Origin of the sequence: Frigoribacterium sp. PvP032, from assembly GCF_017833035.1 — a bacterium.
In the GTDB taxonomy this organism is placed as follows: domain Bacteria; phylum Actinomycetota; class Actinomycetes; order Actinomycetales; family Microbacteriaceae; genus Frigoribacterium.
The window spans coordinates 1150744-1176996 of sequence record NZ_JAFIBM010000001.1 but is presented as its reverse complement, the minus strand read 5'-3'; the positions used below and the strand labels follow the sequence as shown (position 1 = coordinate 1176996).

The window sequence follows — 26253 nt, the reverse complement described above, 5'->3', positions numbered from 1 at the left end:
TCAGAGGCCCGAGTAGGCGTGCAGGCCCTTGAAGAAGACGTTCACGACGCCGAAGTTGAACAGCACCGCGGCGAAGCCGATGATCGACAGCCACGACGACCGGGCACCGCGCCATCCGCGGGTCGCACGGGCGTGGATGTAGCCGGCGTAGAGGACCCAGATGATGAACGTCCAGACCTCCTTGGTGTCCCAGCCCCAGTAGCGACCCCAGGCACGCTCGGCCCAGACGGCACCGGCGATGAGGGTGAAGGTCCAGAGGACGAAGCCGACGAGGGCCACGCGGTAGGCCAGATCTTCGAGGCGGTCCGCGCCGGGGAGGGTGTCCATGAAGCGGAGCCCCGACAGCCGGGCCTGCTCGCGCTTCGTCTGGATCAGCTGCGCGATCGACAGACCGGCGGCTATGGCGAAGAAGCCGGTGCCGAGGATCGCCACGAGCACGTGGATGACCAGCCAGGCCGACTGCAGGGCGGGCTGGAGCGGCACGACCTCGACGTAGTAGTTCACGCTGCCGATGGCGAGCAGCACGAGGTTCAGGCCCATCACGTAGGCGCCGAGGAACGACAGGTCGACGAAGCGACCGGCGACCAGGTACACCGCGACGATGATCGCCGTGCCCGTGAGCGAGAACTCGAACATGTTGGCCCACGGCACCCGCTCGGCGGCGATGCCGCGAGTCACGACACTGGAGACGTGGACGAGCAGGCCGAGCACCATCATCGCCGTGGCGACGCGCTCGAAGCTCGACCCCCGGCGGCGGCGGCGGGACGAGCCGGGACCCGAGGGGCCGGCTGAGCCGGAGCCTCGTCCGTCGCCGGCCGTCACCGTGGTGGCGGCCTCGCGGTCGAGCACGATGGTGCTGCCGCCGGAGACCGCGGCTCGGGCGGAGCCGCGACCGGCCCCGCGGACGGACCCTGCCTCGGGCCCTGCGGTCGCGGTCGCGCTCGGAGCCGGGGCCTGCTGCGCGTCACCGGACCGCTTCGCCAGGTCGAGGGCGAAGGCCACGAACGAGATCGTGTAGATCGCCATCGCCGAGTACACGGCGACGAGCGAGAAGTTGGCGAGGTCTTCGGTCACGGTCGCATCCTACGTCCGGCGCGGCTGGGCGCCTCTGTCGAGCGGGCAGGGTCGTTCGAGGTCGAGCCGGACGCGGCGGCGCCTGCGCTGCTCGAGCCGTCGCCGGCGTCGTCGTTCGGGTCGTCGTCGCTCGTCGCGGCGCGGGCTGCGTCGGCGGGCACGCCGAGCCCGGCGAGGTGCGTCCGAGCGATGTCGCGGACGGCACGGGCCAGCGTCGGGTCCTCGCCGCGGGCGAGGCCGGCGTACTCGAGAAGCACTCCCCCGTCGGTGGCGCTGGCCTTGACCCACAAGCGTCGGCGAGGGACGAACAGGGCCGTCAGCAGACCGGCGAAGACGAGCCCGGCGAAGAGCAGCACCCAGAGCTGTGACGGGTCGTGGTGCACGTCGAGGGAGGCGAAGCGCTTGACGTCGGAGAGGGTCACCGTGCCGAGGCCGTCGGGCAGGTCCGCGGTGGTGCCGGGCGAGAGCTGCAGCGCGGACTGGTCGGCGGCGGCGCCGGCGATCTCCGTCATCCCGTCGGTGTCCAGGGAGTAGACCGACTGCGGCACCCCGGCGTCGAGGCCGAGGTCGCCCTGGTAGACGTTGAGGCTGAGCACCGGGTTCAGCAGGTCGGGGTAGCTCGACGCGAGGATCCCCGACCCGTCGCCCGTCTCGACGGCCGACGGGTAGAAGAAGCCGATCATGCCGATCTGGTCCGACAGGCCGTCGGGCACCTTGACGACGCCCTGCGAGGTGAGGTTGGCGTCCTGGGGCAGGAACGGGATCGTGTCGCGGAACGCGACCGAGCCGTCGGGCGCCTTCACCGTGACGTCGACCGCGTAGCCGTTGCCGAGCAGGTAGACGTTCGAGCCGCCGATCGACAGCGGGCTGTTGACCTTGATCTCGTGCTCGCTCGTGTCGCCCGACTGGGTCGTCGTCGTGACGTCCGCCGTGTAGTCGAGCGGCTGTCCGAGCGCGTCCGCGTTCGATTCTTCGTACGTGGTCGTGAACTCGTCGAGCGTGATGTTGAACGGCGAGAGCTGCGCGTCGCTGAACCAGCGACCCGGGTTGAACGAGTCGTACGACACGAGGGCGTTCGTGAACGTCTGGCCCTCGACGACCACGCGCTGGCCCGTGTAGCCGAAGCCGCCGCCGATCCCGACCGTCAGCAGCACGCCGACGAGCGCCGTGTGGAACACGAGGTTGCCGGTCTCGCGGAGGTAGCCGCGCTCGGCGCTGACCGAGTCGCCGAACACCTGCGTGCGGTACCCGGCGCGCCTCAGCTGCGCGCGGGCCTGCTCGACGACGGAGGCGGGGGCGAGCGCGTCGTCCGCCGCGCCTCCTGCGGTCTGCAGCGTCACGGAGCGGTAGCCCGCCAGCCGGGACAGGCGCGCGGGGGTCTTGGGCGGCTTCGAGCGGAGCGCCTCGAAGTGGTGCTTCGTGCGCGGCACGATGCAGCCGATCAGCGAGATGAAGAGCAGCAGGTAGACGGCCGAGAACCACGGTGACGAGTAGGTGTCGAAGACGCCGAGCTTGTCGAGCACCGGGAACAGGTCGGGGTGCTCGGCGCGGTACTGGACCACGCCGTTCGGGTCGGAGGTGCGCTGCGGCACGAGCGAGCCGGGGATCGCCGCCACGGCGAGCAGCATCAGGAGGAAGAGCGCCGTCTTCATGCTGGTCAGCTGCCGCCAGAAGAAGCGGAGGTAGCCGACGGGGCCGAGGCGCGGCTGCACGACGTCGGCGGCGCCCGCGCCCTGGTCGCCGGGGGTGCGCGCGGGGGCCGAGTCGTAGTGGTCGCTCGGGCGGAGCGGGTCGGACGAGACGTCCGTCTCGTCGGCGGGGCCGGTCGCGTCGACCGGGCCGATCGCGTCGGCGGGGCCGCGGCGCTCGGGGTCAGACGATCGTGCCATAGCTCGCGATCACCGCCCCGAGGTGCGACATGAGGGAGGACCAGAGTCCGGTGACCATGAGCAGGCCGATGGCGATCAGGATGGAGCCTCCGACGATGTTGACCGTGCGCATGTGGCGCTTGACGAACGAGATGGAGCGCGTCGCCCAGCCGAAGCCCAGGGCGACGAGCAGGAACGGGACGCCCAGCCCGACGCAGTACGCGAGCCCGAGCAGCACGCTCGACGTCGCCGATCCGCTCGTGAACGACAGGGCGTAGATGGCGGTGAGGGTGGGGCCGATGCACGGCGTCCAGCCGATGCCGAAGACGATGCCGAGCAGCGGGGCGCCGGCCAGGCCGGTCGCCGGGGCGAACCCGGGCTTGATCGTCCGCTGGAGGAACGTGAACTGGCCCACGAAGACGAGGCCGAGGGCGATCACGACCAGGCCCATCAGGCGCACGATCAGGTCGCGCCACTGGACCAGCCAGAAGCCCGCAGCCGAGAAGGCGAGGCTGCCGCCGACGAAGACCAGCGAGAAGCCAGCGATGAAGAGGAGGACGCCGATGACCATGCGGCGACGGTCGCGGGCGGCGGTGGTCGCGGCCGCGTCGGCTGCGGGGGCCGTCTTCACGGCGCGACGACCGCCTCCTGCGAGGCCCCCGACGTAGCCGAGGTAGCCGGGCACGAGCGGCAGCACGCACGGCGACAGGAACGAGATCAGGCCTGCGAGCAGCGCGACCGGCAGGGCGACGGCGAGCTGGCCGCCCGCGACCGCCTCGAAGAAGGGGTTGCCCTGGTACACCTCTAGTCCTGCTCGGCGACGGCGTCGCTGATCAGGGTCTTGAGCGTGCTGGGGCCGTCGAGGCCGCCGAGCACCCGAGCCGCGATGCGACCCTGCTTGTCGAGGACGATCGTCGTCGGCACCGCGTTCGGGGCGATGGTGCCCGCGAGGGCGAGCTGGACCGCGCCGTCGTTGGTGTCGACGATCGACGGGTAGGTGATGTCGAACTTCTCGGCGAAGGCGCGGGCCGTGTCGGCCTGGTCGCGCACGTTCACGCCGACGAACTGGACACCCTGGTCGGCGAAGTCGACGCTGAGCTGCTGCAGGTCGGGCGCCTCCTTGCGGCAGGGCGGGCAGCTGGCGTACCAGAAGTTGAGCACGACGACCTCGCCGTCGTGGTCTGCGCGCGAGAACTCGTCGCCCTCGTCGGTCGTGCCGGTGAACTCGACCGGATCGGTGCGCTCGGACATGGGACGCTCGGTGACCGTGCCGGCGCCGCTGATGTAGTTCTCGGTGCCGCCGGCGCGGTACTGCTCGGCGAGGGGGTCCGACTGGGCGGTGCAGCCGGTGAGGACCAGCGCGAGTGCGGAGGCCGCCGCGACGGCCCCCACGGCGAAGGAGGCGCGGCGCATCAGACGGCTCCGAGGTCGACGGCTCGCTCGAGCAGGTCGGCAGCCGGATCTTGGTAGCCGACCTCGACGAACCGGCCGCCGTGGCGCTCGAGGGTGGTGATGCTCGACAGCGAGCAGCGACGACGACGCGGGTCGTGGAAGAGACGGGCACCGGTCACGCTGCGGTGCACCATCCAGATCGGCAGCTGGTGGCTGACCAGGACGACGTCGCCCGAGTCGACGCTCGACCAGGCCTCGTCGACGGCCGCGAGCATGCGGGCGGCGATGCTGACGTAGGCCTCGCCCCAGCTCGGCTTGAGCGGGTTGACGATCCACGGCCACTCGGCCGGCACCGCGAGCTGCTTGGCGACGGTGAAGTCGGAGCGACGGCCCTCGTACTTGTTCGTCGGCTCGATCAGGCGCTCGTCGACCTGCACGTCGAGACCGTACGCGGCGGCCCACGGTGCGGCGCTCTCGCGGGTGCGCTGCAGGGGGCTGGCGACGACAGCAGCCACCGGGGCGCCCTGCGCCTGCAGCATCGCGGCCGAGGAGGCGGCCATCCGGTGACCGAGCTCGCTGAGCCCGAAGCCCTCGAGTCGGCCGTAGAGCACGTGGTCGGGGTTGTGCACCTCGCCGTGGCGCACGAGGTGGATCTGCTGGGCGGGCATGGCCACCAGTCTAGATCGGGCCTGCACTCCCACCTCCCTCACGGGAGGCCGAAAGCTCGACGTCGCGGTAAACTCTGGCCCCGTGATCGAACGCACCCTCATCAGCGACCTCTCGCCCCTCCCCGACGGCCCCGTGACGGTGTCCGGTTGGGTCGACACGGTCCGTGACCAGAAGAAGGTGCAGTTCGTCGTCCTCCGCGACGAGTCCGGCGCCGTCCAGCTCGTCCGTCCCCGCACGGCCGCCGACGTGCTCGCCGAGGCAGGCGAGACCGACGAGATCGCCGACGCGATCTCCGGCCTCTCGCAGGGCTCGTTCGTGACGGTCACGGGTCAGCTCAAGCACGACGAGCGCGTGAAGCTCGGCGGCATCGAGGTGAAGATCGACGGGCTCGCCGTCGACAGCCTCGCCGACCCCGAGACCCCGATCGCCGCCGACAGCGGCATCGACAAGCGGATGGACTGGCGGTTCCTCGACCTGCGCGTCCCCCGCAACGCGCTGATCTTCCGTGTCCAGACCACCTTCGAGCACGCCATGCGCACCTACTGGGTCGAGCGCGGCTACATCGAGGTGCACACCCCCAAGATCATGGCGTCGGCGAGCGAGTCGAACGCCGAGCTCTTCAAGGTCGAGTACTTCGAGGGCAGCGCGTTCCTGGCGCAGAGCCCGCAGTTCTTCAAGCAGATGGCGCAGTCGGCCGGCTTCGGCAAGATCTTCGAGATCGCCCCCGTGTTCCGCGCCGACCCGTCGTTCACCTCGCGCCACGCGACGGAGTACACGAGCGTCGACGCCGAGATCAGCTACGTCGACAGCCACGAGGACGTCATGCAGATGCAGGAGGAACTGCTCGTCGCCGCCTTCACGGCGGTCGTCGAGAAGCACGGCACGGAGATCAAGGAGCTCTTCGACGTCGACCTGACCGTCCCGACGACGCCGTTCCCCCGCATCCCCCTCGCCGAGGCCAAGCAGATCGTCGCCGACCGCGGCTACGTCGTGCCCCGTGCCGACGCCGACATGGACCCCGAGGGCGAGCGACAGATCGCGGCCTGGGTCAAGGAGACGCACGACCACGACTTCGTGTTCCTGACCGACTACGACGCCTCGATCCGGCCGTTCTACCACATGCGCCACGACGACGACCCCCAGCTCACCAAGAGCTACGACCTGATCTACAACGGCACCGAGATCACCACCGGCGCCCAGCGCGAGCACCGCGTCGACGTGCTCGAGGCCCAGATCCGCGAGAAGGGCATGAAGCCGGAGGAGCTCGGCGGCTACCTCGACTTCTTCCGCTACGGGGCGCCCTCGCACGGCGGCTTCGGCATGGGCCTGGCCCGCGTGCTGATGCTCATGCTGCACCAGCCGAACCTGCGCGAGGTGACGTTCCTGTTCCGCGGGCCGACGCGTCTCACGCCGTAGCTCTCCTCCTCATTCAGGAACTTGTTGCCTGATCCCTGCGGGGAGAGGACTCGTGTTCCTGATCCGTGCACCGATCAGGAACGCGGGAGGCGGTCGTCCTGAGTCACGGACCTACTCGCGCTGGGCGTCAGGCTTCGTAGTCGATGGCGCCGCGGCCGGTGACGAGCGTGCGGATCTCGGCCGCCGCCTCCTGGTGGGCCGGGTGCACGATGTACGCGTCGAGGCCGGCGGCGTCGTCGAACTCGGCGACGACCGCGACGTCGCCGTTCGTCTCGGGGTAGGCGACGTTGCGCACGACCTCGAGCGACCGGATCGACTCGACGGTGCCGACCAGGCCGGTCAGCAGCTCGTCGATGCGTGCGGCAGCGTGCTGGCGCGACGCGTCGTCGGTCGCGACGAGGTTCCAGATGACAATGTGCTTGACGGTCATGCGAGGGCCTTCCGGAGGGCGGTGCGGAGGCGGTCGGGCTCGACGCGCCAGATGGTGTGCACGCGGTCGTCGAGCAGGACGACCGGGATCTCCTCCGCGTACTCGGCGCGCAGGGCGTCGTCGCCGAGGATGTCCGTCTCGACGTAGGCGAGGTCGGCCGCCGCGAACTCTGGCTCGACCAGGACGGCGTCGAGGGCGGTGCGCGCCTCGTCGCAGAGGTGGCAGCCGGGCTTCGTCAGCAGGGAGATGCGGGGAACGGGCACGCCCTCGACCCTAGCGCGGCGGTCGGAGGAGGTGCTGGGTCGCGCCGCCGCCTCCTGCGCGGTGGGTGCCGGGGCCAGGTCAGGCGCTGCTGGGTCGCCCAAGCCGAGACAGATCCGCTCGGCAGGGGCACATCCGCCCCGGATCTGCGGTGCCCAGGGGACGGATGACTCTCAAGTTGCGGGCTGCGCGCGCCTGAGGAGCGACGGGAACAGGTCGCGCGAGGGCGGACGGCGGGCAAAGAGATGTGCCCCCGACCGGAACGGCCGAGGGCACATCTCACGCAACTTCTACTTCTTGTTGCGACGCTGGTGACGAGTCTTGCGAAGCAGCTTGCGGTGCTTCTTCTTCGCCATGCGCTTGCGACGCTTCTTGATGACAGAACCCATAGAGGACCTCACTGATTCATGGATCGGACGACCGGGTCCGAAACAGAACCGCGGAAAAATGCCTCGGGTCAGTGTACTAGGGCGACCCGTGATTGTCGAAAACGGGGTCAGCCGACGTCGGCGACGCCGTTCTGCAGGACGGCGGCGACGGCAGACTCGGGCACGCGGAACGACCGGCCGAACCGGATCGCGGGGAGCTCGCCCGAGTGCACCATCCGGTACACGGTCATCTTCGAGACGCGCATCATGCCGGCCACCTCGGCCACGGTGAGGAACCTCACGTCCGAGAGATCGTGGGTCACGTCGCCTCCTGGCGCTGGTGGGGAAGGCCCGACGTCGACGCCGGGACTGGAGCGGCAGGAGGTGCTCCTGTGACTCGTGGTCACTCTAGGGGCGCGCGTGCCGTGGGTGCAACGGTCGCGAGGACCACCTGTGGACAGGGGCGACCCTGGTGGCAGAGGTGGAGGGATCAGCGCCCGAGCCGCTTGCGCACCGGGTCGATCACGCGCTCGTCGAGGGCGCTCTGGGCGTCGTGCAGAGCCGAGGAGGCACGGTGCTGCGCGTCGGCCACGGCCCGTCCCAGCCCGCTCGCCACGTCGGTCGCGTCGGGCAGCGACTCGGCGGCCCGACGGATGGGCGCCGGCACGCTGGCGCCCGCCCAGGCGGCGAACGCCCCGGAGGCAGCGTCGAGGCCGTCGCCGAGGTCGGCCCCGAGGAAAGGCACGAGCCAGTCGTCGACCGCCTCGAGCGGGCCGGTCTCGATGCCGTAGTAGCGGTGCTGACCGTCTTCGCGCACGTGCACGAGCCCCGAGTCGCGGAGGACTCGGAGGTGCTTCGAGACGGTCGGCTGGCTCAGCCCGAGCGCCGACACCATCTCGCCGACGCTGACGTCACCGGTCCGCGAGTCGGCAGAGACGTGGGCGTCGAGCAGGACGGTGAGGATGTCCCGGCGCGTGCCGTCGGCGATCACGGCGAAGATGTCGGGCATGCAGCCACAGTAACGACGACGGGCCGGATGTACCATGACGGCTGTGACGCGCGCCTCCGTCGCGCCGCGGCGCGGACCCTCCCCCGGCCCTCGGAGCGTCTTCCACCGTCTCTCCGACTGGGTCGACGACATCGGCCGCAAGTCGCCGGCGCGCTTCGCCATCTTGATCTTCACCGGGTTGATCCTCGTCTTCACGGTGCTCTTCTCGTTGCCCGTCGCCTCCGCGGAGCGCACGGTCACCCCGCTCGCCGACTCCCTCTTCACGGCGGTGTCCGTCATCTGCGTCACGGGCCTCGCGACGGTCGACATGGCGACGCACTGGTCGCTCTTCGGCCACGTCGTGATCTTCGTCGGCGTGCAGATCGGCGCCATCGGGGTGCTGACCCTCGCGTCGATCATGGGCCTCGTCGTCTCGCGCAAGCTCGGACTGCGGGCCCGGTTGATGGCGGCGGGCGACAGCAACCCCCTCCGCGCCCACGCGGGCCCCGTGCCCGAGGGGCAGGCGGTGCGCCTCGGCGAGATCGGCGGCCTGCTGACCACGGTCGCCCTCAGCTCGTTCGTGATCCAGCTCGTCATCGCGCTGCTGATGATCCCGCGGATGGTCATCGACGGGATCGCCCTCGGCGACGCCGTGCTCGACAGCTTCTACTACTCGGCGATGGCCTTCACGAACACGGGCTTCACCCCGAACGCCGACGGGCTGGCCGCGTTCGAGAGCGACTACTGGTTCCTCAGCCTGATCATGGTCGGGGTGTTCCTCGGCAGCATCGGGTTCCCCGTGATCTACGCGCTCGCCCGCAACCCGCGGAACCCCCGCCGCTGGTCGGTGCACGTCAAGCTCACGCTCCTGACGACGGCGATCCTCATCGTCGTCGGCACCGCCCTGTACATCGTGCTCGAGTTCGACAACCCGAAGACGTTCGGCGACATCGAGGCAGGGCCCACGGTCTTCCAGTCGCTGTTCCTCAGCATGATGACGAGGTCGGGCGGCTTCTCGACGATCCAGATCTCCGACCTCAACGGCTCCTCCCTGCTCGTCACCGACATGCTCATGTTCATCGGCGGCGGCTCGGCCTCGACGGCGGGCGGCATCAAGGTCACGACCCTGGCCGTGCTGTTCCTGGCCGCCTTCGCCGAGGCTCGCGGCCAGCGCTCGATGGAGGCGTTCGGCCGCCGCATCCCCAGCGACGTGCTGCGCCTCGCGGTCAGCGTGGTGCTCTGGGGTGCGACGATCGTGGCCGTCTCGAGCATCCTGATCATGCACATCACGAAGGAGCCGCTCGACCACGTGCTCTTCGAGTGCATCTCGGCCTTCGCGACCTCAGGCCTCAGCACGGGGCTCACCGACCGGCTGCCCGACTCGGCGAAGTACATCCTGGCGGTCACCATGTGGATGGGCCGCGTTGGTACAGTGACGCTCTCCGTCGCCCTGGCCGCCAGCCAGCGACGCCAGCTGTTCACGAGAGCCGAGGAGCGACCGATCGTTGGTTGACAAGATCAAGCACGACGCGCCGGTGCTCGTCATCGGCCTCGGCCGCTTCGGCGCCGCGACCGCAGGCCAGCTCGAGCGACAGGACCGTGACGTGCTCGCCGTCGACACCGACGCCGGGCTCGTGCAGAAGTGGGCCGACCGCGTCACGCACGCCGTGCAGGCCGACGCGCGCAGCATCGACGCGCTGAAGCAGATCGGCGCCCAGGACTTCTCGATCGCGGTCGTCGCCGTCGGCTCGTCGATCGAGGCGAGCGTGCTCATCACCGCGAACCTCGTCGACCTCAAGGTGCCGCAGATCTGGGCGAAGGCGATCAGCCAGTCGCACGGCAAGATCCTCGCCCGCATCGGCGCGAACCACGTCATCTACCCCGAGCGCGAGGCCGGCGAGCGCGTCGCGCACCTCGTCTCGGGCCGCATGCTCGACTACATCGAGTTCGACGACGCCTTCGCGATCGTCAAGATGTACCCGCCGAAGCCGGTGCGGGGCGCCTCCTTGGCCGCCTCGAACATCCGCACCAAGTACGGCGTGACGGTCGTCGGCGTCAAGAGCCCGGGAGGCGCCTTCAAGGAGGCGACGCCCGAGACGGTCATCAGCAACCACGACCTCATCATCGTGTCGGGCGACAGCCGCACCATCGAGAAGTTCGCGGCGCTCGAGGGCTGACGCCCGCGGACGCGGCAGCAGCAGCAGCAGGACTCGGCGGCAGGCAGCGGCCCGGCGGCAGGCAGCGGCCGGCAGCGGGCCTCAGCGGCCCTCGGCGATCTCGCGGTTGCGGGCGAGGGCGGCCTGCGCGGCGCGGCCGAAGAGGTCGGCCAGGCCGCCCTGCTCGAGCACGGCGACGGCCCGCTCGGTCGTGCCGCCGGGGCTGGTGACGCGCCTGCGGAGCTCGGCGGGCGCCTCCTCGGCCGGGGTCAGATCGCTCGTGGCGAGCAGCTCGCTGGCTCCGCGGAAGGTGCCCTGGACCATCGTGGCCGCCTGGGCGGGCGTGAAGCCCAGGCCGACAGCCGCCTCCTGCAGGGCCTCGACCAGCAGGTAGACGTAGGCGGGCCCTGAGCCCGAGATGGTGCTGAGGGCGTCGATCTGCGACTCGGGCACGACGACCACGTCGCCGACCACCTCGAAGAGGCGGCGGGCGAGCGCGAGGTCGTCGTCGGACGAGCGCGAGCCGGCGCTCAGGCCGGTGACGCCGAGGCCGACGTGCGAGGGCGTGTTGGGCATCGAGCGGACGACGGCGACGGACGAGGGCACCGCTGCCTCCATCGTGGCCGTCGTGACGCCCGCGGCGAGGCTGACGACGACGGCGTCGGGCTCGAGCGCCGGTGCGATCTCGGTCAGCAGGTCGACGACCATGTGCGGCTTGACGCCGATCAGCACCAGGCGGGCGCCCCGCACCGCAGCCGCGTTGGCGTCGCGGTCGGTCTCGGTGGCCAGGGACGTGACGCCCGACTGACGGAGCGGACCCGCCTTGGCCTCGGTGCGGTTCGTGACCCGGATGCCTCCCTCGACGACGACGTCGGGGCCGAGCAGGCCCGCGAGGACGGCGCCGCCCATCGAGCCGGCTCCGAGAAGTGCGGTGGCGGGGAGAGTCGTGACCATCGGGCCATCCTAAGATCGACCCAGACACGAGGGGACCTCCACATGAGCACGTCCGGCGGCAACAAGGCGATCTTCGCGGCGCTCGGCGCCAACCTCGGGATCGCGGTGACGAAGTTCGTCGCCTGGTTCTTCTCGGGGTCGTCGTCGATGCTCGCCGAGGGCGTGCACTCCCTGGCCGACTCGGGCAACCAGCTGCTGCTGCTGCTCGGCGGCAAGCAGGCCCGCAAGGCCGCCGACGCCGAGCACCCCTTCGGCTACGGCCGCGAGCGCTACGTCTACGCCTTCGTCGTCTCGATCATCCTGTTCAGCGTCGGCGGCGTCTTCTCGCTGTACGAGGGCGTCGAGAAGCTGCGCGAGCCGCACCCCCTCGACGTGCCGTGGCTGCCCGTCCTCGTGCTCGCGATCTCGCTGGGCCTCGAGAGCTTCTCGCTGCGCACCGCGATCAAGGAGGCGCGCCCCGCCAAGGGCGCACAGAGCTGGCCCGCCTTCATCCGCCGGGCCAAGGCGCCCGAGCTGCCGGTGGTGCTGCTCGAGGACGCGGCGGCGCTGCTCGGCCTCAGCTTCGCCATGATCGGCGTCGTCCTCACCTGGATCACCGGGAACGGCGTCTTCGACGCGATCGGGACGCTCGCCATCGGCCTGCTGCTCGTCGCCGTCGCCGTCGTGCTGGGCATCGAGACGAAGAGCCTGCTGGTCGGCGAGGGCGCCTCCGCCGGCGACGTCGAGGCCATCCGCACCGCGATCACCGCCGGCCCGGAGGTCGAGCAGATCGTGCACATGAAGACCCTCTACCTCGGCCCCGACGAGCTGCTCGTCGCCGTGAAGGTCGCCATGGACGGTCGCACCGCGCTGCGCGACGTGTCGGCGACCATCGACGCGATCGAGGCACGCGTCCGCGAGGCCGTGCCGATCGCGCGGGTCATCTACGTCGAGCCCGACGTCTGGCACGAGCCGGACCGGGTCGACCCGCCCACCGACGCGATCGTGATCAAGGCCGCCGACTAGCGGCCGCAGTGGCTGCCGGGGGCCGCGCTCGTCAGCGACGCTCGGCGAAGAAGGCGTCCAGCTGGGCCCGGCACTCGGCCTCGCGCACGCCGGCGAACACCTCGGCGCGGTGCGGCAGCCTGCGGTCGCGGAGGATGTCGTAGACGCTGCCCGCGCCTCCTGCCTTCTCGTCCCAGGCGCCGTAGACGACCCTCGGCACGCGCGCGGCGAGGATCGCCCCGGCGCACATCGGGCACGGCTCGAGGGTGACGACCAGCGTCGTGCCGGTCAGGTGCCAGTCGCCCGTGTGCCGGGCCGCGGCCCGGAGGGCGAGGACCTCGGCGTGCGCCGTCGGGTCCTGCAGCAGCTCCCGCTCGTTGCGGCCGGTGCCGATCACCTCGCCGGAGGCGTCCAGCACGACGGCGCCGACGGGGACGTCCCCGGAGACGCGGCAGCCCTCGGCCTGGGCGAGCGCGTCGCCCATCCACGCCTCGAGCTGCGACGGGACGAGGGGCACGGCGACGCTCCTGGGACGGGACTCGCGGGCCGGTCGACTCCGCTACCGTGGAGCCTATGCGAGTGCACGTAGCGGACCACCCCCTCATCACCCACAAGCTGACCGTGCTCCGCGACAAGAACACGCCGTCGCCGACCTTCCGGGCCCTGACCGAGGAGCTCGTCACGCTGCTCGCCTACGAGGCGACCCGTGACGTGCGGACGACCCACGTCGACATCGAGACGCCGGTCGGCCCGGCCACCGGCCTCGAGATCAGCCAGCCGCGCCCGCTGGTCGTGCCGATCCTGCGCGCCGGCCTCGGGATGCTCGAGGGCATGACGAAGCTCGTCCCGACCGCCGAGGTCGGGTTCCTCGGCATGGTCCGCGACGAGGAGACGCTGCAGCCGACGACCTACGCCGAGCGCCTGCCCGACGACCTGTCGAACCGCCAGTGCTTCGTGCTCGACCCGATGCTCGCGACGGGCGGATCGCTCATCGCCGCGATCGACTACCTCCTCGACCGGGGGGCCGTCGACGTCACGGCCGTCTGCATCCTCGCCGCCCCCGAGGGCCTTGCCGCCGTCGAGGCCGCGATGGAGGGACGCGACGTGCACGTCGTCCTCGGCGCCGTCGACGAGAAGCTCGACGAGAACGGCTACATCGTGCCGGGGCTCGGCGACGCGGGCGACCGCCTCTACGGCCTCGCCTGAGCGACGCGGTCGCGACCAGCACCTCCTGAGCGCCCGAACCGGCCACGTCCTCGCGACGTGCGCACGGATCGGGCGCTCCGTCGTGTCGTCTTGACACGGACGACGGCACTGGCCGAGAATCGCCCCATGACTTCCCACGTGTTCGCTCCGACCTCCCTCGAGGCCTCCGGGAGCGCCGGCATGATGATGCCGATGCACGCGGTCATGTGTCGAATGTGTGCCTGACCCGGCCACACACCTCGCCGAGTCGCAGCTGCTGACACCGCCAGCTGAGCTCGCGTCCCCACCCGGACGTCGAGTCATCGACTCCCGGACGATCCGCGTCGTCACCCGACGCGCGTCCGGACGGTGCACTGCACCGACTGCTCGTGACGTACGGCACCATCGCCGGCGGGATCGAGCACCGTCACACATCGAGCACGACGCTCCAGTCCCCGGCCGACGCCGGGCGTGGAGTCGTCCTGCCGCCCTCCCGCAAGGACCCCGCCTGTCATGTCCCTCATCCTCGACCGCCCCGTCACCGCCGCCCGCACCGTCTCGCCGGCCCGCACCTCCTCGGCCGCTGCTGCTCCCCTGAGCCGCGCGTCCACGACAGCCGCGGCCGCGGCTGCCACGTCCGCCGCCCCTGCCTCGGCACCTGCCCCTGGCGAGCCGACCGCTCCCCGGACCCGCGCCCTCCCCGAGGGCACCGAGGCCCGCGGCTTCGCCCTCTACGTCGGCATCGACGAGGTCACGGCCGCGCAGACCGGCACCGAGCTCGGCGACATCGTGGCCCAGATCAAGGCGCTCGTCGCCCAGATCGCGCCCGCCGCCGAGACGCACGCCGCCGTCGCCATCGCCCCCACCGGCGCCGGCGGCCGGGACGTCGACGTCGTCCGCCTCGCCCTGCAGGACCCGTCGGCCGTCGCCGCCCGCCGCCAGGCCGCCGAGGTGGCCGAGGAGCCCGGCGCCCGCGGCGGCGTGGTCGTCGACATCTCGCGCAAGCGCGTCCTGCTCGACGGCGAGGCCGCGAACCTCACGTACAAGGAGTTCGAGCTGCTGCAGTACCTCGTGCTCCGCGAGGGCCGCACGATCGAGCGGTCGGAGCTCATCAGCGGGCTCTGGGCCGACGGCGACGGCGACGACGAGGTGCCGAACGAGCGCACCATCGACGTGCACGTGCGCCGCCTCCGCGCGAAGCTCGGAGCCTTCGAGGACGTCGTGCGCACCGTGCGCGGGGCCGGCTACCGCTTCGACCGCCACGCCGACGTCTCGATCCGGCACGCGTCGACGCCGTCGCCCGATCTCTTCTGAGGCGCCTGACCGGGTCGTCCGTTCGGGGTACGCGGCGGGGTACAGGAGTCCTCCCGGCGGCTCGCGGAGAGTTCCCAGGAAAATAACGTTTCGATAACTAGACGACCGTTACCTGGTCGTTATATCGTGAGCGGGTCGAGGTCGTTTGCTGTGGCGGCCGAGGCAGGATGTGATTGCAGGACAACTCTGGTGCAAGGGAATGAGGGCCGGTCGCTCAGCGACCGGCCCTCTGTCGTTCCCGCTCGCGAGAAGGGCTCCCTGCCCCCGTCGGCCCCGTGTCGGCGGTCTTCCCTAGACTCTCGAGAGGACCGAGAGCACGAGGAGCAGCATGAGCGAGACAGCGGTGGCCGTGGGCGCCTGGGAGTCGCTCTTCCGAGCGCAGGTCACGGTGATGCGTGAGCTGAACGCCCAGTTCCCCACGGACGAGATCTCGTTCAACGAGTACGACGTGCTGTTCAACCTCTCGAACCAGCCCGGCCGCAGCGCCCGCATCCGCGACCTCACCCGCCACCTCCTCCTGACGCAGCCGAGCATCAGCCGTCTCGTCGACCGTCTCGCGTCCCGTGGCATCGTCGTGAAGCACAGCGACCCCGGCGACGGCCGCGGCATCATCGTGTCGATGACCGACGAAGGGTCCGCCCTCTATCGCCGCACCGCCGTCAGCCACGCCGCGGCGATCGCCCGACGCGTCGGCGGCAGCCTCGACCACGACGAGCTCGTCACGCTCACCGACCTGTGCACCCGGCTGCGCGCCGGATCGACCGGCGACGAGCCCGCGCCTGACGACGAGGGTGCCGTCTCCGCACCCGGAACGGACGCCACCGCGTGAGCACCGCCTCCTCGACCACCGGCCCGGCGATCGTCTGGCTGCGCGACGACCTCCGGATCGCCGACAACCCGGCCCTCGACGCGGCAGTGCAGCACGGCGGCCCCGTCGTGGTGCTCTACCTGCTCGACGAGCGGTCGCCCGGCATCCGGGCCCTCGGCGGGGCCGCGCGCTGGTGGCTGCACCACAGCTTGGCCTCGCTCGACCACGACCTCCGCGAGCTGGGGGTCTCCTTGACGCTGCGCAGGGGCGCGGCCGCCGCAGAGGTGCCGGCACTCGTCTCCGAGGTCGGCGCCGACGCCGTGTTCTGGAACCGTCGCTACGGGCTCGCCGCCCGCGAGGTCGACGCGGCGCTCAAGACGGCGCTGCACGACGACGGCGTCGACGCCCACAGCTTCCAGGGCTCGCTGATGTTCGAGCCGTGGACGGTGCAGACGGGGTCGGGCGAGCCGTTCAAGGTGTTCACGCCGTTCTGGCGCGCCTGCCTCAGCCGGCCAGAGCCGCGCGAGCCGCTCGCCGCCCCCGAGCAGCTCACGCCGCCCGACGCCGCACCGGCCAGCGACGACCTCGACTCCTGGCAGCTGCTGCCCACGCAGCCCGACTGGGCCGCGGGCCTCCGCGAGACGTGGACGCCGGGCGAGTCCGCCGCCCTCGACGTCCTCGAGGAGTTCGCGACGGGTCACCTCGCCGACTACGACCAGCGGGACTTCCCCTCGCAGGAGGCGACCAGCCGTCTCTCGCCCCGCCTCCGCTGGGGCGAGGTCAGCCCGTTCCAGGTCTGGCACCGCATGCAGGCCGACCTGCCCGCCGCCTCCCGCGAGCAGGCGCAGGGGTTCCTCCGCGAGCTGGTCTGGCGCGAGTTCAACCACACCGTGCTGTTCGCGAACCCGCACCTCGCGACGAAGAACTACCGGCCCGAGTTCGACGCGTTCCCGTGGGAGGACCTGCCAGAGGCCGACCTCGAGCGCTGGCGGCACGGCACGACCGGCATCCCGTTGGTCGACGCCGGCATGCGCCAGCTCTGGACGACGGGCTGGATGCACAACCGCGTGCGGATGGTCACGGCGAGCTTCCTGGTCAAGAACCTCCTCGTCGACTGGCGTGTGGGCGAAGAGTGGTTCTGGGACACCCTGGTCGACGCCGACGAGGCCAACAACCCGGCGAACTGGCAGTGGACGGCCGGCTCGGGCGCCGACGCGGCACCGTACTTCCGCGTCTTCAACCCCGAGCTGCAGGCCAGCAAGTTCGACGGGCACCGCGGCTACGTGCGCGAGTGGGTCCCCGAGGTCGACGACGACGCCTACCCCGAGCCGATGGTCGACCTGAAGCAGTCCCGACGCGAGGCGCTCGACGCCTACGAGAAGATGCGGCGCACCCCGCCTGCCGCGTCGTGACCCGCCGCACCTCCTGACGCACGCCGCCGCCTGACGCACGCCGCCTCCCGACGAGAGACACCATGACCAGCTCGCCCCGCACCTCCGGCGTCGACGCCGTGTTCGACGCCCGCCAGTCCGACGAGAAGGCGCCGAGCTCGGTCTTCGCGACCTTCGACCACGACGGCGTCACCCACCACGGCAGCCGCGGCACGCTCGACGGCACCCCCTCGGGCCCCGTGCCCGGCCCGCACACGGCCTATCGCGTCGCCTCGTGCACCAAGAGCTTCACCGCCGTCGCGCTGCTGGCGCTCCGCGACGAGGGGCGGCTCGTGCTCGACGCACCGGTCACGGACTTCGTGCCCGCGTTCGCCGACGTCGTGCTGCCCGCCCCTGACTCCCCCGTGCCGACGGTACGGATGTTGATGACCATGTCGGGCGGACTCCCCACCGACGACCCGTGGGGCGACCGACAGGAGTCGATCACGGACGACGAGCTCGACGCCCTGCTCCGCGGCGGTCTCCGGTTCGACAGCGTGCCGGGCACGGCCTTCGCCTACTCGAACCTCGGCTGGGCCCTGCTGGGACGTGTCGTCTCCACGGTCACGGGCCGCCCGTACCGCGAGGTCGTCGAGCGCACGGTGCTCGAGCCGCTCGGCCTCACGTCGACGGGCTTCACCCGCGACGTCGACGCCTCGGGCGGCCTCGCCGTGGGGCACCGACGCGGTGACCACGGCTGGGAGCCGTTGCCCTTCTCGGGCCCGGGCGCCTTCTCGCCGATCGGCGGCCTGTTCAGCACGACCACCGACCTCGCCCGCTGGGCGCGCTGGCTCGCGTCCGCCTTCGACGACGAGGGGCGAGGCGACGTGGACGGCGTGCTGAGCCGCGCCTCCCGTCGCGAGATGCAGCAGCTCCAGCGCTTCGTGCCCGGCCTCGGGGCGCATCCCTCCGGCTACGGCTTCGGCCTCGTCGTCGAGCACTACCCCGATCTCGGCACGGTCGTCTCGCACAGCGGCGGCTACCCCGGGTTCTCGGCGCACATGCGCTGGCAGACCGCCACCGGGCTCGGAGTCGTCGGCTTCGAGAACGCGACCTACGCGCAGGTGTCCGTGCCCGTGGGCCTCGCCCTCGACGGCATGATGACCGACGCCGAGGAGGCGCGGGTCGTCGTGCGCCCCTGGCCCGAGACGCTCGCGGCGGCCGAGGCCGTCGAGGCCGTCGTGCGCGGCGGCGAGGTCCCGGGCGGACTGCTCAGCGAGAACGTCGAGCTCGACGTGCCGCTCGAACGACGACGCCGGCTCTGGGGCGAGGCGGTCGAGTCGCTGGGCGGGCTGACGGACCCGCAGGGTGCCCCGGCCGACGCCCCCTCGATCGTGCGCGACGAGCCCGACGTGCCCGCCGCCTCCTCGTCCGTGCCCTCGCACCGCGTCTGGCACCTGCCCGCACGGCGTGGATCGCTGCGGATCGAGATCCGGCTGACGCCAGAGGGCAGGCCGCGCGTGCAGACGATCGCGGTGCGGGCGGTCCCGGCGCGCTGACGGCGTCCGCCGGCCCTCGCTGGTGCCCCGGGGCCCTAGCCTGGTGAGGTGACCGTCCAGATCCGCATCTCCTCCGTCGCCCAGATCGACCCCCTGCGCCTCTACGACCTGCTGCGGCTGCGCGTCGACGTCTTCGTCGTCGAGCAGGAGTGCGCCTACCCGGAGCTCGACGGACGCGACGTCGAGCCCGACGCGGTGATGCTCTGGGCCGAGGAGGACGACGAGGTGCTCGCCACAGTGCGCCTGCTCGTGGACCACGCCGACGGCGGTGACGACGACAGTGTCGACGACGGCGGTGACGACGCCCTGCGGATCGGCCGGGTCGCCACCGCGCCTGCCGCCCGCGGACGCGGCCTCGCCGCCGACCTGATGCGCCTCGCGCTCGAGCGCGCCGACGGGCGCCTCGTGCGCCTCGACGCACAGGCGCACCTCGAGGGCTGGTACGCGCGCTTCGGCTTCGCCGTCGACGGCCCGGGGTTCCTCGAGGACGGCATCCCCCACGTGCCGATGTCGCGAGCGGCGACGTCGCGCTGAGAGCGGCCCTGGCCGTTCGGCGACCGGACCGTCGCGTCCGGTCGCGGCCGGCCCTACACTCGGGCCATGGAACGCCGTGCCACCCCGCCCCGAGAGCGCATCCTCGCCGCCGCGAGGGGAGAGTTCGCCGCCACCGGCCTGGCCGGGGCCCGCATCGACACCATCGCGCGTGAGGCCGAGGCGAGCAAGGAGCGTCTCTACGCGCACTTCTCGACGAAGCGCGACCTCTTCGACGCCGTCCTCGGCGAGAGCATCGACCGCTGGGTGCAGGCCATCCCGTTCGACGCGCACGACCTCCCCGGCTGGGCCCGGCGCCTCTACGACCACCTGGCCCTGCACCCCGACGACGCCCGCATGCTGCTCTGGGGCCAGATCGAGGGCGCCTCGCTGCCGAGCCCCGGCGTGGTCGACCACGCCCAGCTCGAGGCGCGACGCGCCGCGGTGCAGGAGGCGCAGGAGACCGGCCACATCGCGCCGGGCTGGAACGCCGACGAGCTCCTGACGATGGTGTTCGGCGTCGTCCTCGGCTGGTTCGTGACGCCGTCCGCGACGAACCTGCACGGCGGCCCGCACGAGCGACGCTGCGACGTCGTGGAGGAGGCCGTGAGGCGCCTGGTCGGCTGACCCGCGCCTCCTCGCGTCCCCTCGCCTCCTGGCGCCCCCTCCTCGGTGCGCCCTCGCCTCCCCGCCCGGAGTAGCGTCGCGCTCGTGACCACCACAGAGCTGCTGCCCGACCTCTCCCCCGAACTCCGCACCGTGCTCGACACGGTGCCCGACACCGGCACCGTCCAGGGCGGCGACGTCGTCTGGGACGACGACGGGACGGCCCTCGAGGGCTGGCTCGCGAGCCCGGACGCCGCCTCGTCCGCCGGCCCCGACGGGCTGCGCCCCACGGTGCTCGTGCTGCACGACTGGTTCGGCGTCGTCGACCACGTCAAGGTGCGGGCCGTGATGCTCGCCCGTCTCGGCTACGTCGCCCTCGCCGGCGACGTCTACGGCCAGGGCGTCCGCCCCGGGCCCGAGGAGGCGGCGGCGCAGGCAGGCGCCTGGTACGGGGACGTCCCCGCGTTCCGGGCACGACTCGCGGCCAACCTCGAGCGGCTGCGGTCCGAGCCCGGCGTCGACCCCGCGCGCATCGCCGTGATGGGCTACTGCTTCGGCGGGTCGGGCGCCCTCGAGCTCGCGCGCTCGGGCGCCGACGTCGCGGCGGTCGCGTCGTTCCACGGCGGCCTCGGCACGCAGCTGCCCGCCGAGGAGGGCGCCGTGCAGGCTCCGCTGCTCGTCATGACCGGCACAGCCGACCCCGTCGTGCCCGACGACGCCGTCGTCGCCTTCGAGGACGAGCTCCGCACCGCGGGCGCTCCCGACTGGCAGGTCGTCAGCTACAGCGACGCGATGCACGCCTTCGCGGTGCCCGGCACGGACTCCCCCGAGCACGGCGCCCAGTACCAGGCCGTCGCCGACCGGCGCTCGTGGGCGCAGATGCGCGCCTTCTTCGACGAGGTGCTCTAGGCGCGACCGGCCGCGTGCTCCCCGCAGGGGAGAAGGGACGGCGACGGGGTGGGCCCATGCAGACCCGGTCCCTCGACGCCGGGCTCGCCGAACTCGCCGACCGTGAGGCCAGGCAGGCCCCCTAGGCCACGTGGCCCGAGCCGCCCGCGGCGATCGCCCGCAGCTGGACGGCCGTCGCGACGGCGGCGTGGGCGGCCTCGGCGCCCTTGTCCTCCTTCGAGCCGGGCAGGCCGGCCCGGTCGAGGCCCTGCTGCTCGTCGTCGAGGGTGAGGACGCCGAAGCCGACGGGCTTGCCCGTGTCGAGCGAGACGCGCAGCAGCCCTGACGTCGCTGCGTCGGAGACGTACTCGAAGTGCGGCGTCCCGCCCCGGATGATGACGCCGAGCGCCACGGCGGCGTCGGCCCCGGCCTCGAGCGCCGCCTTCGCGACCACGGGCAGCTCGAAGCTGCCGGGCACGCGCAGCACCTCGGCCGTCGCGCCGAGCCGCTCCACGGTGGCGAGCGCACCGGCGAGCAGCCCGTCGGTGATGGTCTCGTGCCAGGTGCCGGCGACGATCGCGACGTGGACGCCGGTCCCGTCGACGTCGATCTCGGTGGGGGCGCCCTCGACGCTCATGTGTGTCTCCTCGGGTGGTGTGGTGCGGGTGGGTAGGTGGACGACGGCCCGGCGGTCGGCGTGGCCGCCGGCGGTGATCGGGCCGCGGTCGAGCTCAGGCCTGGCGGTCGCGCTCGTCGAGCCAGACGACGAGCTGGGCGATGGACACGACGGGCACGCCGTCGCGGGCGCCGAGCTCGACGAGGCCCGGCCAGCGCATCATCTCGCCGTCGTCCGCCACGATCTCGCTGATGGCCGCGACGGGGCGGAGGCCCGCGGCGCGCATCAGGTCGACCGCCGCCTCCGTGTGCCCGTTCCGCTCGCGCACGCCGCCGGGACGGGCGCGCAGGGGCAGCACGTGCCCGGGGCGGCGAAGGTCGTCGCGGACCGACGCCGGGTCGGCGAGCGTCCGGAGCGTCGTCGCCCGGTCGGAGGCGCTGATGCCCGTCGTGACGCCGGCCGACGCGTCGACGCTTACCGTGTAGGCGGTGCCGCGCGCGTCTTCGTTGTGGGCGACCATCGGCGGCAGGTCGAGGGCGTCCGCGATCTCCGCCGCCATCGGCGCGCAGACGAAGCCGGACGAGACACGGACCGTCCAGGCGAGCCACTCAGGGGTGGCGAGCTCGGCCGAGAGCACGACGTCGCCCTCGTTCTCTCGTGAGGCGTCGTCGGCCACGATCACGGGACGCCCCTGCCGCAGGTGATCCAGGGCGGCCTCGATCGAGGAGGCGCCCGTCGCCTCGGCCGCCTCGGCCGCGGCACCCGGGTCGGTGACGGGAGGAACGCCGGGCGCGCCTGCCTCGTCGGCCGCCGTGGGGGCGGCGGCGGCGGCACCGTGCTCGCCGGTCACGACGTCGCCCCCGCGCCGAGCGCGAGCATGCGGCGCACGTGCCGAGCGACCACGTCGGTCTCGACGTTGACCCTGCTGCCGACGACCGCCTGGCCGAGCGTCGTCGCCGCGAGCGTCTCGGGGATGAGGCTCACCTCGAACCAGCCGGGCTGCTCGTGCGGCTCGCTGATCGCGCTGACCGTGAGGCTGACCCCGTCGAGGGTGACCGAGCCCTTGTCGACGAGCAACGGCGACAGCTCGTCGTCGAGCGTCAGCCGGACACGGCGCCAGGCCTCGCCCGGCTCGATCTCGACGACGGACGCCGTGCCGTCGACGTGGCCCTGCACGATGTGCCCGCCGAGACGGTCGCCCACCCGGGCGGCGCGCTCGAGGTTGACCGACGACCCCTCGCCCAGCCCCGCGAGGGTGCTGACGGCGAGCGTCTGCTTCATGACGTCGGCGGTGAACGCGCCCTCGCTGCGGTCGACGACGGTGAGGCACACGCCGCTGACCGAGATCGAGTCGCCGTGCCCGGCGTCGTCCACGACGAGCGGTCCGCGCACGGTGAGGCGGACGCTGTCGCCGGCGTCGTCGATCCGGACGACCTCGCCGACCTCCTCCACGAGCCCGGTGAACATCAGCGGCCCGCCGTCGCGGTCGGGGCGGTGGCCGCGCGGGCCGTCGCGCGAGCGGTCGCCCGCAGGGCAGGGTCGAGGGCGCACGAGGTGCGGTGCAGCGAGGTCATGTCGGTCTCCGTCCGGAAGGGGGCTCCGGGGGACGACGCAGTGTCGCTCGGCTGGGCGCGCTCCGCGGAGACGACGCCCGGCCCGCGCTTCCTCTCATCCGGACTGTGACCGTCGGCACCGGAGTTCCACCGGTTCGGCCGGACGACTCCCCGAGGGGCGTCGTGCCGGTTCGCGGGCTGTGACCGCCGGTTCAGATTTGCACTGACCCCGGAGCGCGTTGCTCACGGCGACCCTAGCACCGCCGCCATGGCCACCGCGGGGCTGCCGCTCAGTCGACGACGACGCCGAGGTGCGCGGCGAACACGCCCGAGAGCGACGCGAGCTGGAGGTGGTCGATCGTCGCGCCCCGGAGGCCGTCGAGCCCGTCGAGCCGGTCGAGGTCGGTGGTGCGCAGGTCGGTGTGGGCCAGGGAGGCGCCCGTCAGGTCGAGCGTGCCCACACGGCAGTCGACGAGGGCGACGCGCAGCGCCTCTGCCCCCTGCAGGTCGAGCTCGCCGACCACGCAGCCCTCGAGCACGACGTCGGTCAGCCGGGCGCCGCGGAGGTTCAGGTAGTCGATCTTGCCGCCGACGATCCGCACCGACTGCCACGAGGCGTCGAACAGCTCGGCCGAGCCCCAGCGCGGCCGCTCGACCCGGACGTCGCGCCAGGTCGCCCTGGCAGACGAGAGCTCGGGGGCGAACGAGTCGGAGAGGACGGACTCGACGACGCGTGTGCCGCGGAGCCGCGCGCCGCCGAGCCGCGGCGACTCGAACACGCACTCGGAGAACGACGACCCCTCGAGGTCGCGGTCGACCAGGTCGGCGTCGACGAAGCGCTCGAGCTCGCGGTGGTCGCGCGGCCCCAGCAGGTCTGCCCCCATGTCGACGAGGCCCTGGGGGTCGAGCGGGTCGAGCCGCGGGGCTTCGGTGCCGCCGCTCGCGCTGGCGACGGAACGGGCGGAGGGGCGGCGCGGCGGGGTCATGCGACCACGCTATCGGCGGGGTCCGACAGAGCCCGCGCCTCCGTCAGCACCCGACGACGCTCAGCACCCGACGACGCTCAGCACTCGACGACGTTGACCGCGAGGCCCGCCCGGCTCGTCTCCTTGTAGCTGTCGGCCATGTCGCGCCCGGTCTGGCGCATCGTCTCGATCACGGTGTCGAGGCTGACGACGTGGCTCCCGTCGCCGAGCAGGGCCATGCGCGCGGCGGCCACGGCGGTGCCGGCCGCGATGGCGTTCCGCTCGATGCAGGGCACCTGGACGAAGCCGCCGACCGGGTCGCAGGTGAGGCCGAGGTGGTGCTCCATCGCGATCTCGGCCGCGTTCTCGACCTGGCGCGGCGTGCCGCCCAGCAGGCCGGTGAGCGCGCCCGCGGCCATCGACGAGGCCGAGCCGACCTCGCCCTGGCAGCCGGCCTCCGCACCCGAGATCGACGCGTTGCGCTTGTAGAGGGAGCCGATCGCGGCGGCGGTCAGCAGGTAGTCGCGAGCCAGGGAGGCGCGGGTCGCTCCGTGGAACCGCATCGCGTAGTAGCCGACGGCCGGCACGATGCCCGCGGCGCCGTTCGTCGGCGCGGTGACGACGCGTCCGCCGCCGGCGTTCTCCTCGTTGACGGCCATGGCGTAGGCCTGCAGCCACTGGGCGGGCAGGTCGGAGGTGAGCAGCGACGACGCCTGCCCCTGCTCGATCGCGGTGCCGGAGAGGGCGTACCGCTCTGCCCGCTCCTCCTGCAGGCGCAGCCGCTCGGCGACCTGGCGGGCGCGACGCGGCACCTTCATCCAGCCCGGCAGCACGCCGGAGGTGGCGAGGCCGGTGTCGATGCACGCCTCCATCGCGGCCCAGCGGGCGTCGAGGCCGGTCCGCGCCGCCTCCTCGCCGTGCAGGGCGACCTCGTTGCGCCAGGCCAGCTCGGCGATGCCGATCCCCTCGGCGTCGCAGAGCCGGAGCAGGTCGTCGGCGTCGCGGAACGCGAGCGGCGCCTCGCGGGCGGGCACGGCGTGCTCGTCGTCGCCGTCGCGAACGACGAAGCCGCCGCCGATCGAGAAGAACGTGTCGCGGGCGATGCTCTGCCCCGCTGCGTCGAGGGCCTCGAGGCCCATCGCGTTCGGGTGCCGCGGGATCCGGGTCAGCGGGGCCATCCGCAGGTCGCCGCGGGCGAAGGCGATCTGGTGGGTGCCGAGGAGGCGGATGCCGCCGCCCGCCTCGACCGCCTCCTGCATCCGCGAGATGGTCGCGGGGTCGCCCGTCTCAGGCGCCAGGCCCGCGAGGCCGGCGAGCACGGCCGAGGGGGTGCCGTGGCCGAGGCCCGTGGCGGCGAGGGAGCCGTAGAGCACCACCTCGACCCGGGCGACGTCGTCCAGCCGGCCGGCGTCGCGCACCGTCTCGAGGAACAGCCTGGCGGCGCGCATCGGGCCCACGGTGTGCGAGCTCGAGGGGCCGATGCCGATCGAGAAGAGGTCGAGGCCGGAGACGTAGTCGGTCATCGTGCTGCTCCTGGTGCTGTCGGGGAGGCTGGCGTCGGCTCGGACGTGCCGACGGCGGCCGCGGCGGCCGCGGCGGAGGCGCCCGCCGAGCGGTCGCCCGTGCCGCGGGCGTGCTCGGCCATGGCGAGGGACATGTCGGCGAGGAACCGCTGGACGGTGCGCAGCTCCGCGGCGTCGAACTGGTCCATCACCGTCGCGCTGAGCCGGCCCAGGGGTCCGAAGAACTGGCCGGCGACCGCACGGGCCGCCTCCGAGTAGTGCACCAGCACGCGGCGCCGATCGGCGTCGTCGCGGCTGCGGTTCACGTGGCCGGCGCGCTCGAGCCGGTCGATGACGCCGGTCGCGGCGCCCGAGGTGACCCCGAGCAGCTCGCCGAGTCGGCCCGACGTGACGGGGTCGCCGCGCTGCTCGGCCTGCATCACGTGCAGCAGCGCCTCGAGATCGATGTGGCCGAGGCCCTGCTGCCCCGCGAACGCCTGGGCGACGCGCTGCGACTCGGTCGTCAGGCGCTGCATCGACGTGACCACGTCACGGCGCACGACGTCGTCGTGGGCACCAACGTGGGCACCGGCGCGCACGCCGCCGTGCTCGCCGCCGGCTGCGGTGCCGTGCTCGCCGCCGGCTGCGGTGCCGCCGCCTCGAGGGCCGGGCGTCGTCGTCGTGTCGGTCATCGCGCCTCCTCGTCTGATTCTCGCGGACGCGGAGCGTCTCGTGTGCCATAGTCTCAGTTGCTAAGACTCTTTGTCGACGAACCATGTCATCCTGCTCGACCATC

30 protein-coding genes and 1 riboswitch are annotated in these 26253 nt (G+C 72.4%); of the genes, 12 read left to right on the top strand and 18 right to left on the bottom strand.

Going from position 1 to position 26253, the window contains the following annotated elements:
- From ccsB to JOE35_RS05410, 5 genes are read right to left on the bottom strand one after another with little or no spacing between them, the layout of a single operon-like run.
- Window positions 1-1074, bottom strand: coding sequence for a c-type cytochrome biogenesis protein CcsB (gene ccsB / locus JOE35_RS05430; protein WP_307802949.1), 1074 nt, complete (start codon window positions 1072-1074; stop codon window positions 1-3).
- Window positions 1071-2963 (bottom strand): cytochrome c biogenesis protein ResB, encoded by a 1893-nt coding sequence (locus JOE35_RS05425; RefSeq protein ID WP_209560235.1) that lies wholly within the window; start codon window positions 2961-2963, stop codon window positions 1071-1073. Before JOE35_RS05425 ends, ccsB begins: the two co-directional genes overlap by 4 nt.
- On the bottom strand, window positions 2947-3744 hold the full coding sequence (locus tag JOE35_RS05420; protein WP_209560234.1) for a cytochrome c biogenesis protein CcdA: 798 nt from the start codon (window positions 3742-3744) through the stop codon (window positions 2947-2949). The genes JOE35_RS05425 and JOE35_RS05420 overlap by 17 nt, the downstream gene beginning before the upstream one ends.
- A gap of 2 nt (window positions 3745-3746) precedes the next feature.
- Window positions 3747-4355: a TlpA disulfide reductase family protein gene (locus JOE35_RS05415; RefSeq protein WP_209560233.1), complete on the bottom strand. Its 609-nt coding sequence runs from the start codon at window positions 4353-4355 to the stop codon at window positions 3747-3749.
- Window positions 4355-5002 (bottom strand): histidine phosphatase family protein, encoded by a 648-nt coding sequence (locus tag JOE35_RS05410; RefSeq protein ID WP_209560232.1) that lies wholly within the window; start codon window positions 5000-5002, stop codon window positions 4355-4357. The genes JOE35_RS05415 and JOE35_RS05410 overlap by 1 nt, the downstream gene beginning before the upstream one ends.
- A gap of 82 nt (window positions 5003-5084) precedes the next feature.
- Here JOE35_RS05410 and aspS point away from each other — a divergent pair, with 82 nt between their 5' ends.
- Complete coding sequence (gene aspS, locus JOE35_RS05405; protein WP_209560231.1) at window positions 5085-6419, top strand: aspartate--tRNA(Asn) ligase; 1335 nt, start codon at window positions 5085-5087, stop codon at window positions 6417-6419.
- Window positions 6420-6546: 127 nt separating this feature from the next.
- Here aspS and JOE35_RS05400 read toward each other — a convergent pair whose 3' ends face one another.
- The 5 genes from JOE35_RS05400 to JOE35_RS05380 all read right to left on the bottom strand — a co-directional run bounded on the left by JOE35_RS05400 (window position 6547) and on the right by JOE35_RS05380 (window position 8487).
- Window positions 6547-6849 (bottom strand): Dabb family protein, encoded by a 303-nt coding sequence (locus JOE35_RS05400; protein ID WP_209560230.1) that lies wholly within the window; start codon window positions 6847-6849, stop codon window positions 6547-6549.
- Window positions 6846-7112: a glutaredoxin family protein gene (locus JOE35_RS05395; protein WP_209560229.1), complete on the bottom strand. Its 267-nt coding sequence runs from the start codon at window positions 7110-7112 to the stop codon at window positions 6846-6848. Before JOE35_RS05395 ends, JOE35_RS05400 begins: the two co-directional genes overlap by 4 nt.
- A 288-nt stretch (window positions 7113-7400) precedes the next feature.
- Window positions 7401-7499 (bottom strand): 30S ribosomal protein bS22, encoded by a 99-nt coding sequence (locus JOE35_RS05390; RefSeq protein WP_003792170.1) that lies wholly within the window; start codon window positions 7497-7499, stop codon window positions 7401-7403.
- Window positions 7500-7606: 107 nt separating this feature from the next.
- Window positions 7607-7801 carry a helix-turn-helix domain-containing protein gene (locus JOE35_RS05385; RefSeq protein ID WP_123546729.1) on the bottom strand — a complete coding sequence of 65 codons (195 nt, stop codon included), beginning with the start codon at window positions 7799-7801 and terminating at the stop codon, window positions 7607-7609.
- Between the two features lie 167 nt (window positions 7802-7968).
- Window positions 7969-8487: a helix-turn-helix transcriptional regulator gene (locus tag JOE35_RS05380; protein WP_209560228.1), complete on the bottom strand. Its 519-nt coding sequence runs from the start codon at window positions 8485-8487 to the stop codon at window positions 7969-7971.
- A 34-nt stretch (window positions 8488-8521) separates the two neighbouring features.
- On the opposite strand from JOE35_RS05380, the gene JOE35_RS05375 reads away from it, so the two are divergent.
- Together JOE35_RS05375 and JOE35_RS05370 are read left to right on the top strand one after the other, a co-directional pair.
- Window positions 8522-9979, top strand: coding sequence for a TrkH family potassium uptake protein (locus JOE35_RS05375; RefSeq protein ID WP_209560227.1), 1458 nt, complete (start codon window positions 8522-8524; stop codon window positions 9977-9979).
- Complete coding sequence (locus JOE35_RS05370) at window positions 9972-10643, top strand: TrkA family potassium uptake protein (RefSeq protein WP_209560226.1); 672 nt, start codon at window positions 9972-9974, stop codon at window positions 10641-10643. The genes JOE35_RS05375 and JOE35_RS05370 overlap by 8 nt, the downstream gene beginning before the upstream one ends.
- 81 nt (window positions 10644-10724) lie before the next feature.
- Here the strand turns inward: JOE35_RS05370 and proC are convergent, their stop codons facing one another.
- Window positions 10725-11576, bottom strand: coding sequence for a pyrroline-5-carboxylate reductase (gene proC / locus JOE35_RS05365; RefSeq protein WP_209560225.1), 852 nt, complete (start codon window positions 11574-11576; stop codon window positions 10725-10727).
- Between the two features lie 42 nt (window positions 11577-11618).
- On the opposite strand from proC, the gene JOE35_RS05360 reads away from it, so the two are divergent.
- Window positions 11619-12581 carry a cation diffusion facilitator family transporter gene (locus JOE35_RS05360; RefSeq protein ID WP_209560224.1) on the top strand — a complete coding sequence of 321 codons (963 nt, stop codon included), beginning with the start codon at window positions 11619-11621 and terminating at the stop codon, window positions 12579-12581.
- A 31-nt stretch (window positions 12582-12612) separates the two neighbouring features.
- Here JOE35_RS05360 and JOE35_RS05355 read toward each other — a convergent pair whose 3' ends face one another.
- Window positions 12613-13077: a nucleoside deaminase gene (locus JOE35_RS05355; RefSeq protein ID WP_307802948.1), complete on the bottom strand. Its 465-nt coding sequence runs from the start codon at window positions 13075-13077 to the stop codon at window positions 12613-12615.
- Between the two features lie 56 nt (window positions 13078-13133).
- Between JOE35_RS05355 and upp the strand changes: the two genes are divergently transcribed.
- From upp to JOE35_RS05315, 8 genes are all read left to right on the top strand, one after another.
- Window positions 13134-13766: a uracil phosphoribosyltransferase gene (gene upp, locus JOE35_RS05350; RefSeq protein WP_209560223.1), complete on the top strand. Its 633-nt coding sequence runs from the start codon at window positions 13134-13136 to the stop codon at window positions 13764-13766.
- Window positions 13767-14258: 492 nt separating this feature from the next.
- Window positions 14259-15059: a winged helix-turn-helix domain-containing protein gene (locus JOE35_RS05345; protein ID WP_209560222.1), complete on the top strand. Its 801-nt coding sequence runs from the start codon at window positions 14259-14261 to the stop codon at window positions 15057-15059.
- A gap of 328 nt (window positions 15060-15387) precedes the next feature.
- The gene (locus JOE35_RS05340) at window positions 15388-15888 is read left to right on the top strand and encodes a MarR family winged helix-turn-helix transcriptional regulator (protein ID WP_209560221.1); all 501 of its coding nucleotides are present in this window, start codon (window positions 15388-15390) and stop codon (window positions 15886-15888) included.
- Window positions 15885-17279 carry a deoxyribodipyrimidine photo-lyase gene (locus JOE35_RS05335; protein ID WP_209560220.1) on the top strand — a complete coding sequence of 465 codons (1395 nt, stop codon included), beginning with the start codon at window positions 15885-15887 and terminating at the stop codon, window positions 17277-17279. Before JOE35_RS05340 ends, JOE35_RS05335 begins: the two co-directional genes overlap by 4 nt.
- A 62-nt stretch (window positions 17280-17341) precedes the next feature.
- Entirely contained in the window at window positions 17342-18796 is a 1455-nt protein-coding gene (locus tag JOE35_RS05330) for a serine hydrolase (RefSeq protein WP_209560219.1), read from the top strand.
- Window positions 18797-18844: 48 nt separating this feature from the next.
- Window positions 18845-19330 carry a GNAT family N-acetyltransferase gene (locus JOE35_RS05325; RefSeq protein WP_209560218.1) on the top strand — a complete coding sequence of 162 codons (486 nt, stop codon included), beginning with the start codon at window positions 18845-18847 and terminating at the stop codon, window positions 19328-19330.
- A gap of 66 nt (window positions 19331-19396) precedes the next feature.
- Complete coding sequence (locus JOE35_RS05320; protein WP_209560217.1) at window positions 19397-19954, top strand: TetR family transcriptional regulator; 558 nt, start codon at window positions 19397-19399, stop codon at window positions 19952-19954.
- 84 nt (window positions 19955-20038) lie between these two features.
- On the top strand, window positions 20039-20842 hold the full coding sequence (locus JOE35_RS05315) for a dienelactone hydrolase family protein (protein ID WP_209560216.1): 804 nt from the start codon (window positions 20039-20041) through the stop codon (window positions 20840-20842).
- A gap of 121 nt (window positions 20843-20963) precedes the next feature.
- On the opposite strand, the gene ribH is transcribed toward JOE35_RS05315, so the two are convergent.
- The 6 genes from ribH to JOE35_RS05285 all read right to left on the bottom strand — a co-directional run bounded on the left by ribH (window position 20964) and on the right by JOE35_RS05285 (window position 26149).
- Window positions 20964-21458 (bottom strand): 6,7-dimethyl-8-ribityllumazine synthase, encoded by a 495-nt coding sequence (ribH, locus tag JOE35_RS05310; RefSeq protein ID WP_209560215.1) that lies wholly within the window; start codon window positions 21456-21458, stop codon window positions 20964-20966.
- A 94-nt stretch (window positions 21459-21552) separates the two neighbouring features.
- Complete coding sequence (gene ribB / locus JOE35_RS05305; protein WP_374099694.1) at window positions 21553-22287, bottom strand: 3,4-dihydroxy-2-butanone-4-phosphate synthase; 735 nt, start codon at window positions 22285-22287, stop codon at window positions 21553-21555.
- A complete protein-coding gene (locus JOE35_RS05300; protein ID WP_209561885.1) occupies window positions 22284-22904 on the bottom strand; it encodes a riboflavin synthase in 621 nt (206 codons plus the stop codon). The genes ribB and JOE35_RS05300 overlap by 4 nt, the downstream gene beginning before the upstream one ends.
- Before the next feature lie 189 nt (window positions 22905-23093).
- A riboswitch (FMN riboswitch) is annotated at window positions 23094-23230 on the bottom strand.
- 50 nt (window positions 23231-23280) lie between these two features.
- The gene (locus tag JOE35_RS05295; protein ID WP_209560214.1) at window positions 23281-23976 is read right to left on the bottom strand and encodes a pentapeptide repeat-containing protein; all 696 of its coding nucleotides are present in this window, start codon (window positions 23974-23976) and stop codon (window positions 23281-23283) included.
- Window positions 23977-24053: 77 nt separating this feature from the next.
- Window positions 24054-25478: an L-serine ammonia-lyase gene (locus tag JOE35_RS05290; protein WP_209560213.1), complete on the bottom strand. Its 1425-nt coding sequence runs from the start codon at window positions 25476-25478 to the stop codon at window positions 24054-24056.
- Window positions 25475-26149: a MarR family winged helix-turn-helix transcriptional regulator gene (locus JOE35_RS05285; protein ID WP_209560212.1), complete on the bottom strand. Its 675-nt coding sequence runs from the start codon at window positions 26147-26149 to the stop codon at window positions 25475-25477. The genes JOE35_RS05290 and JOE35_RS05285 overlap by 4 nt, the downstream gene beginning before the upstream one ends.
- Between the last annotated feature and the right edge of the window lie 104 nt (window positions 26150-26253).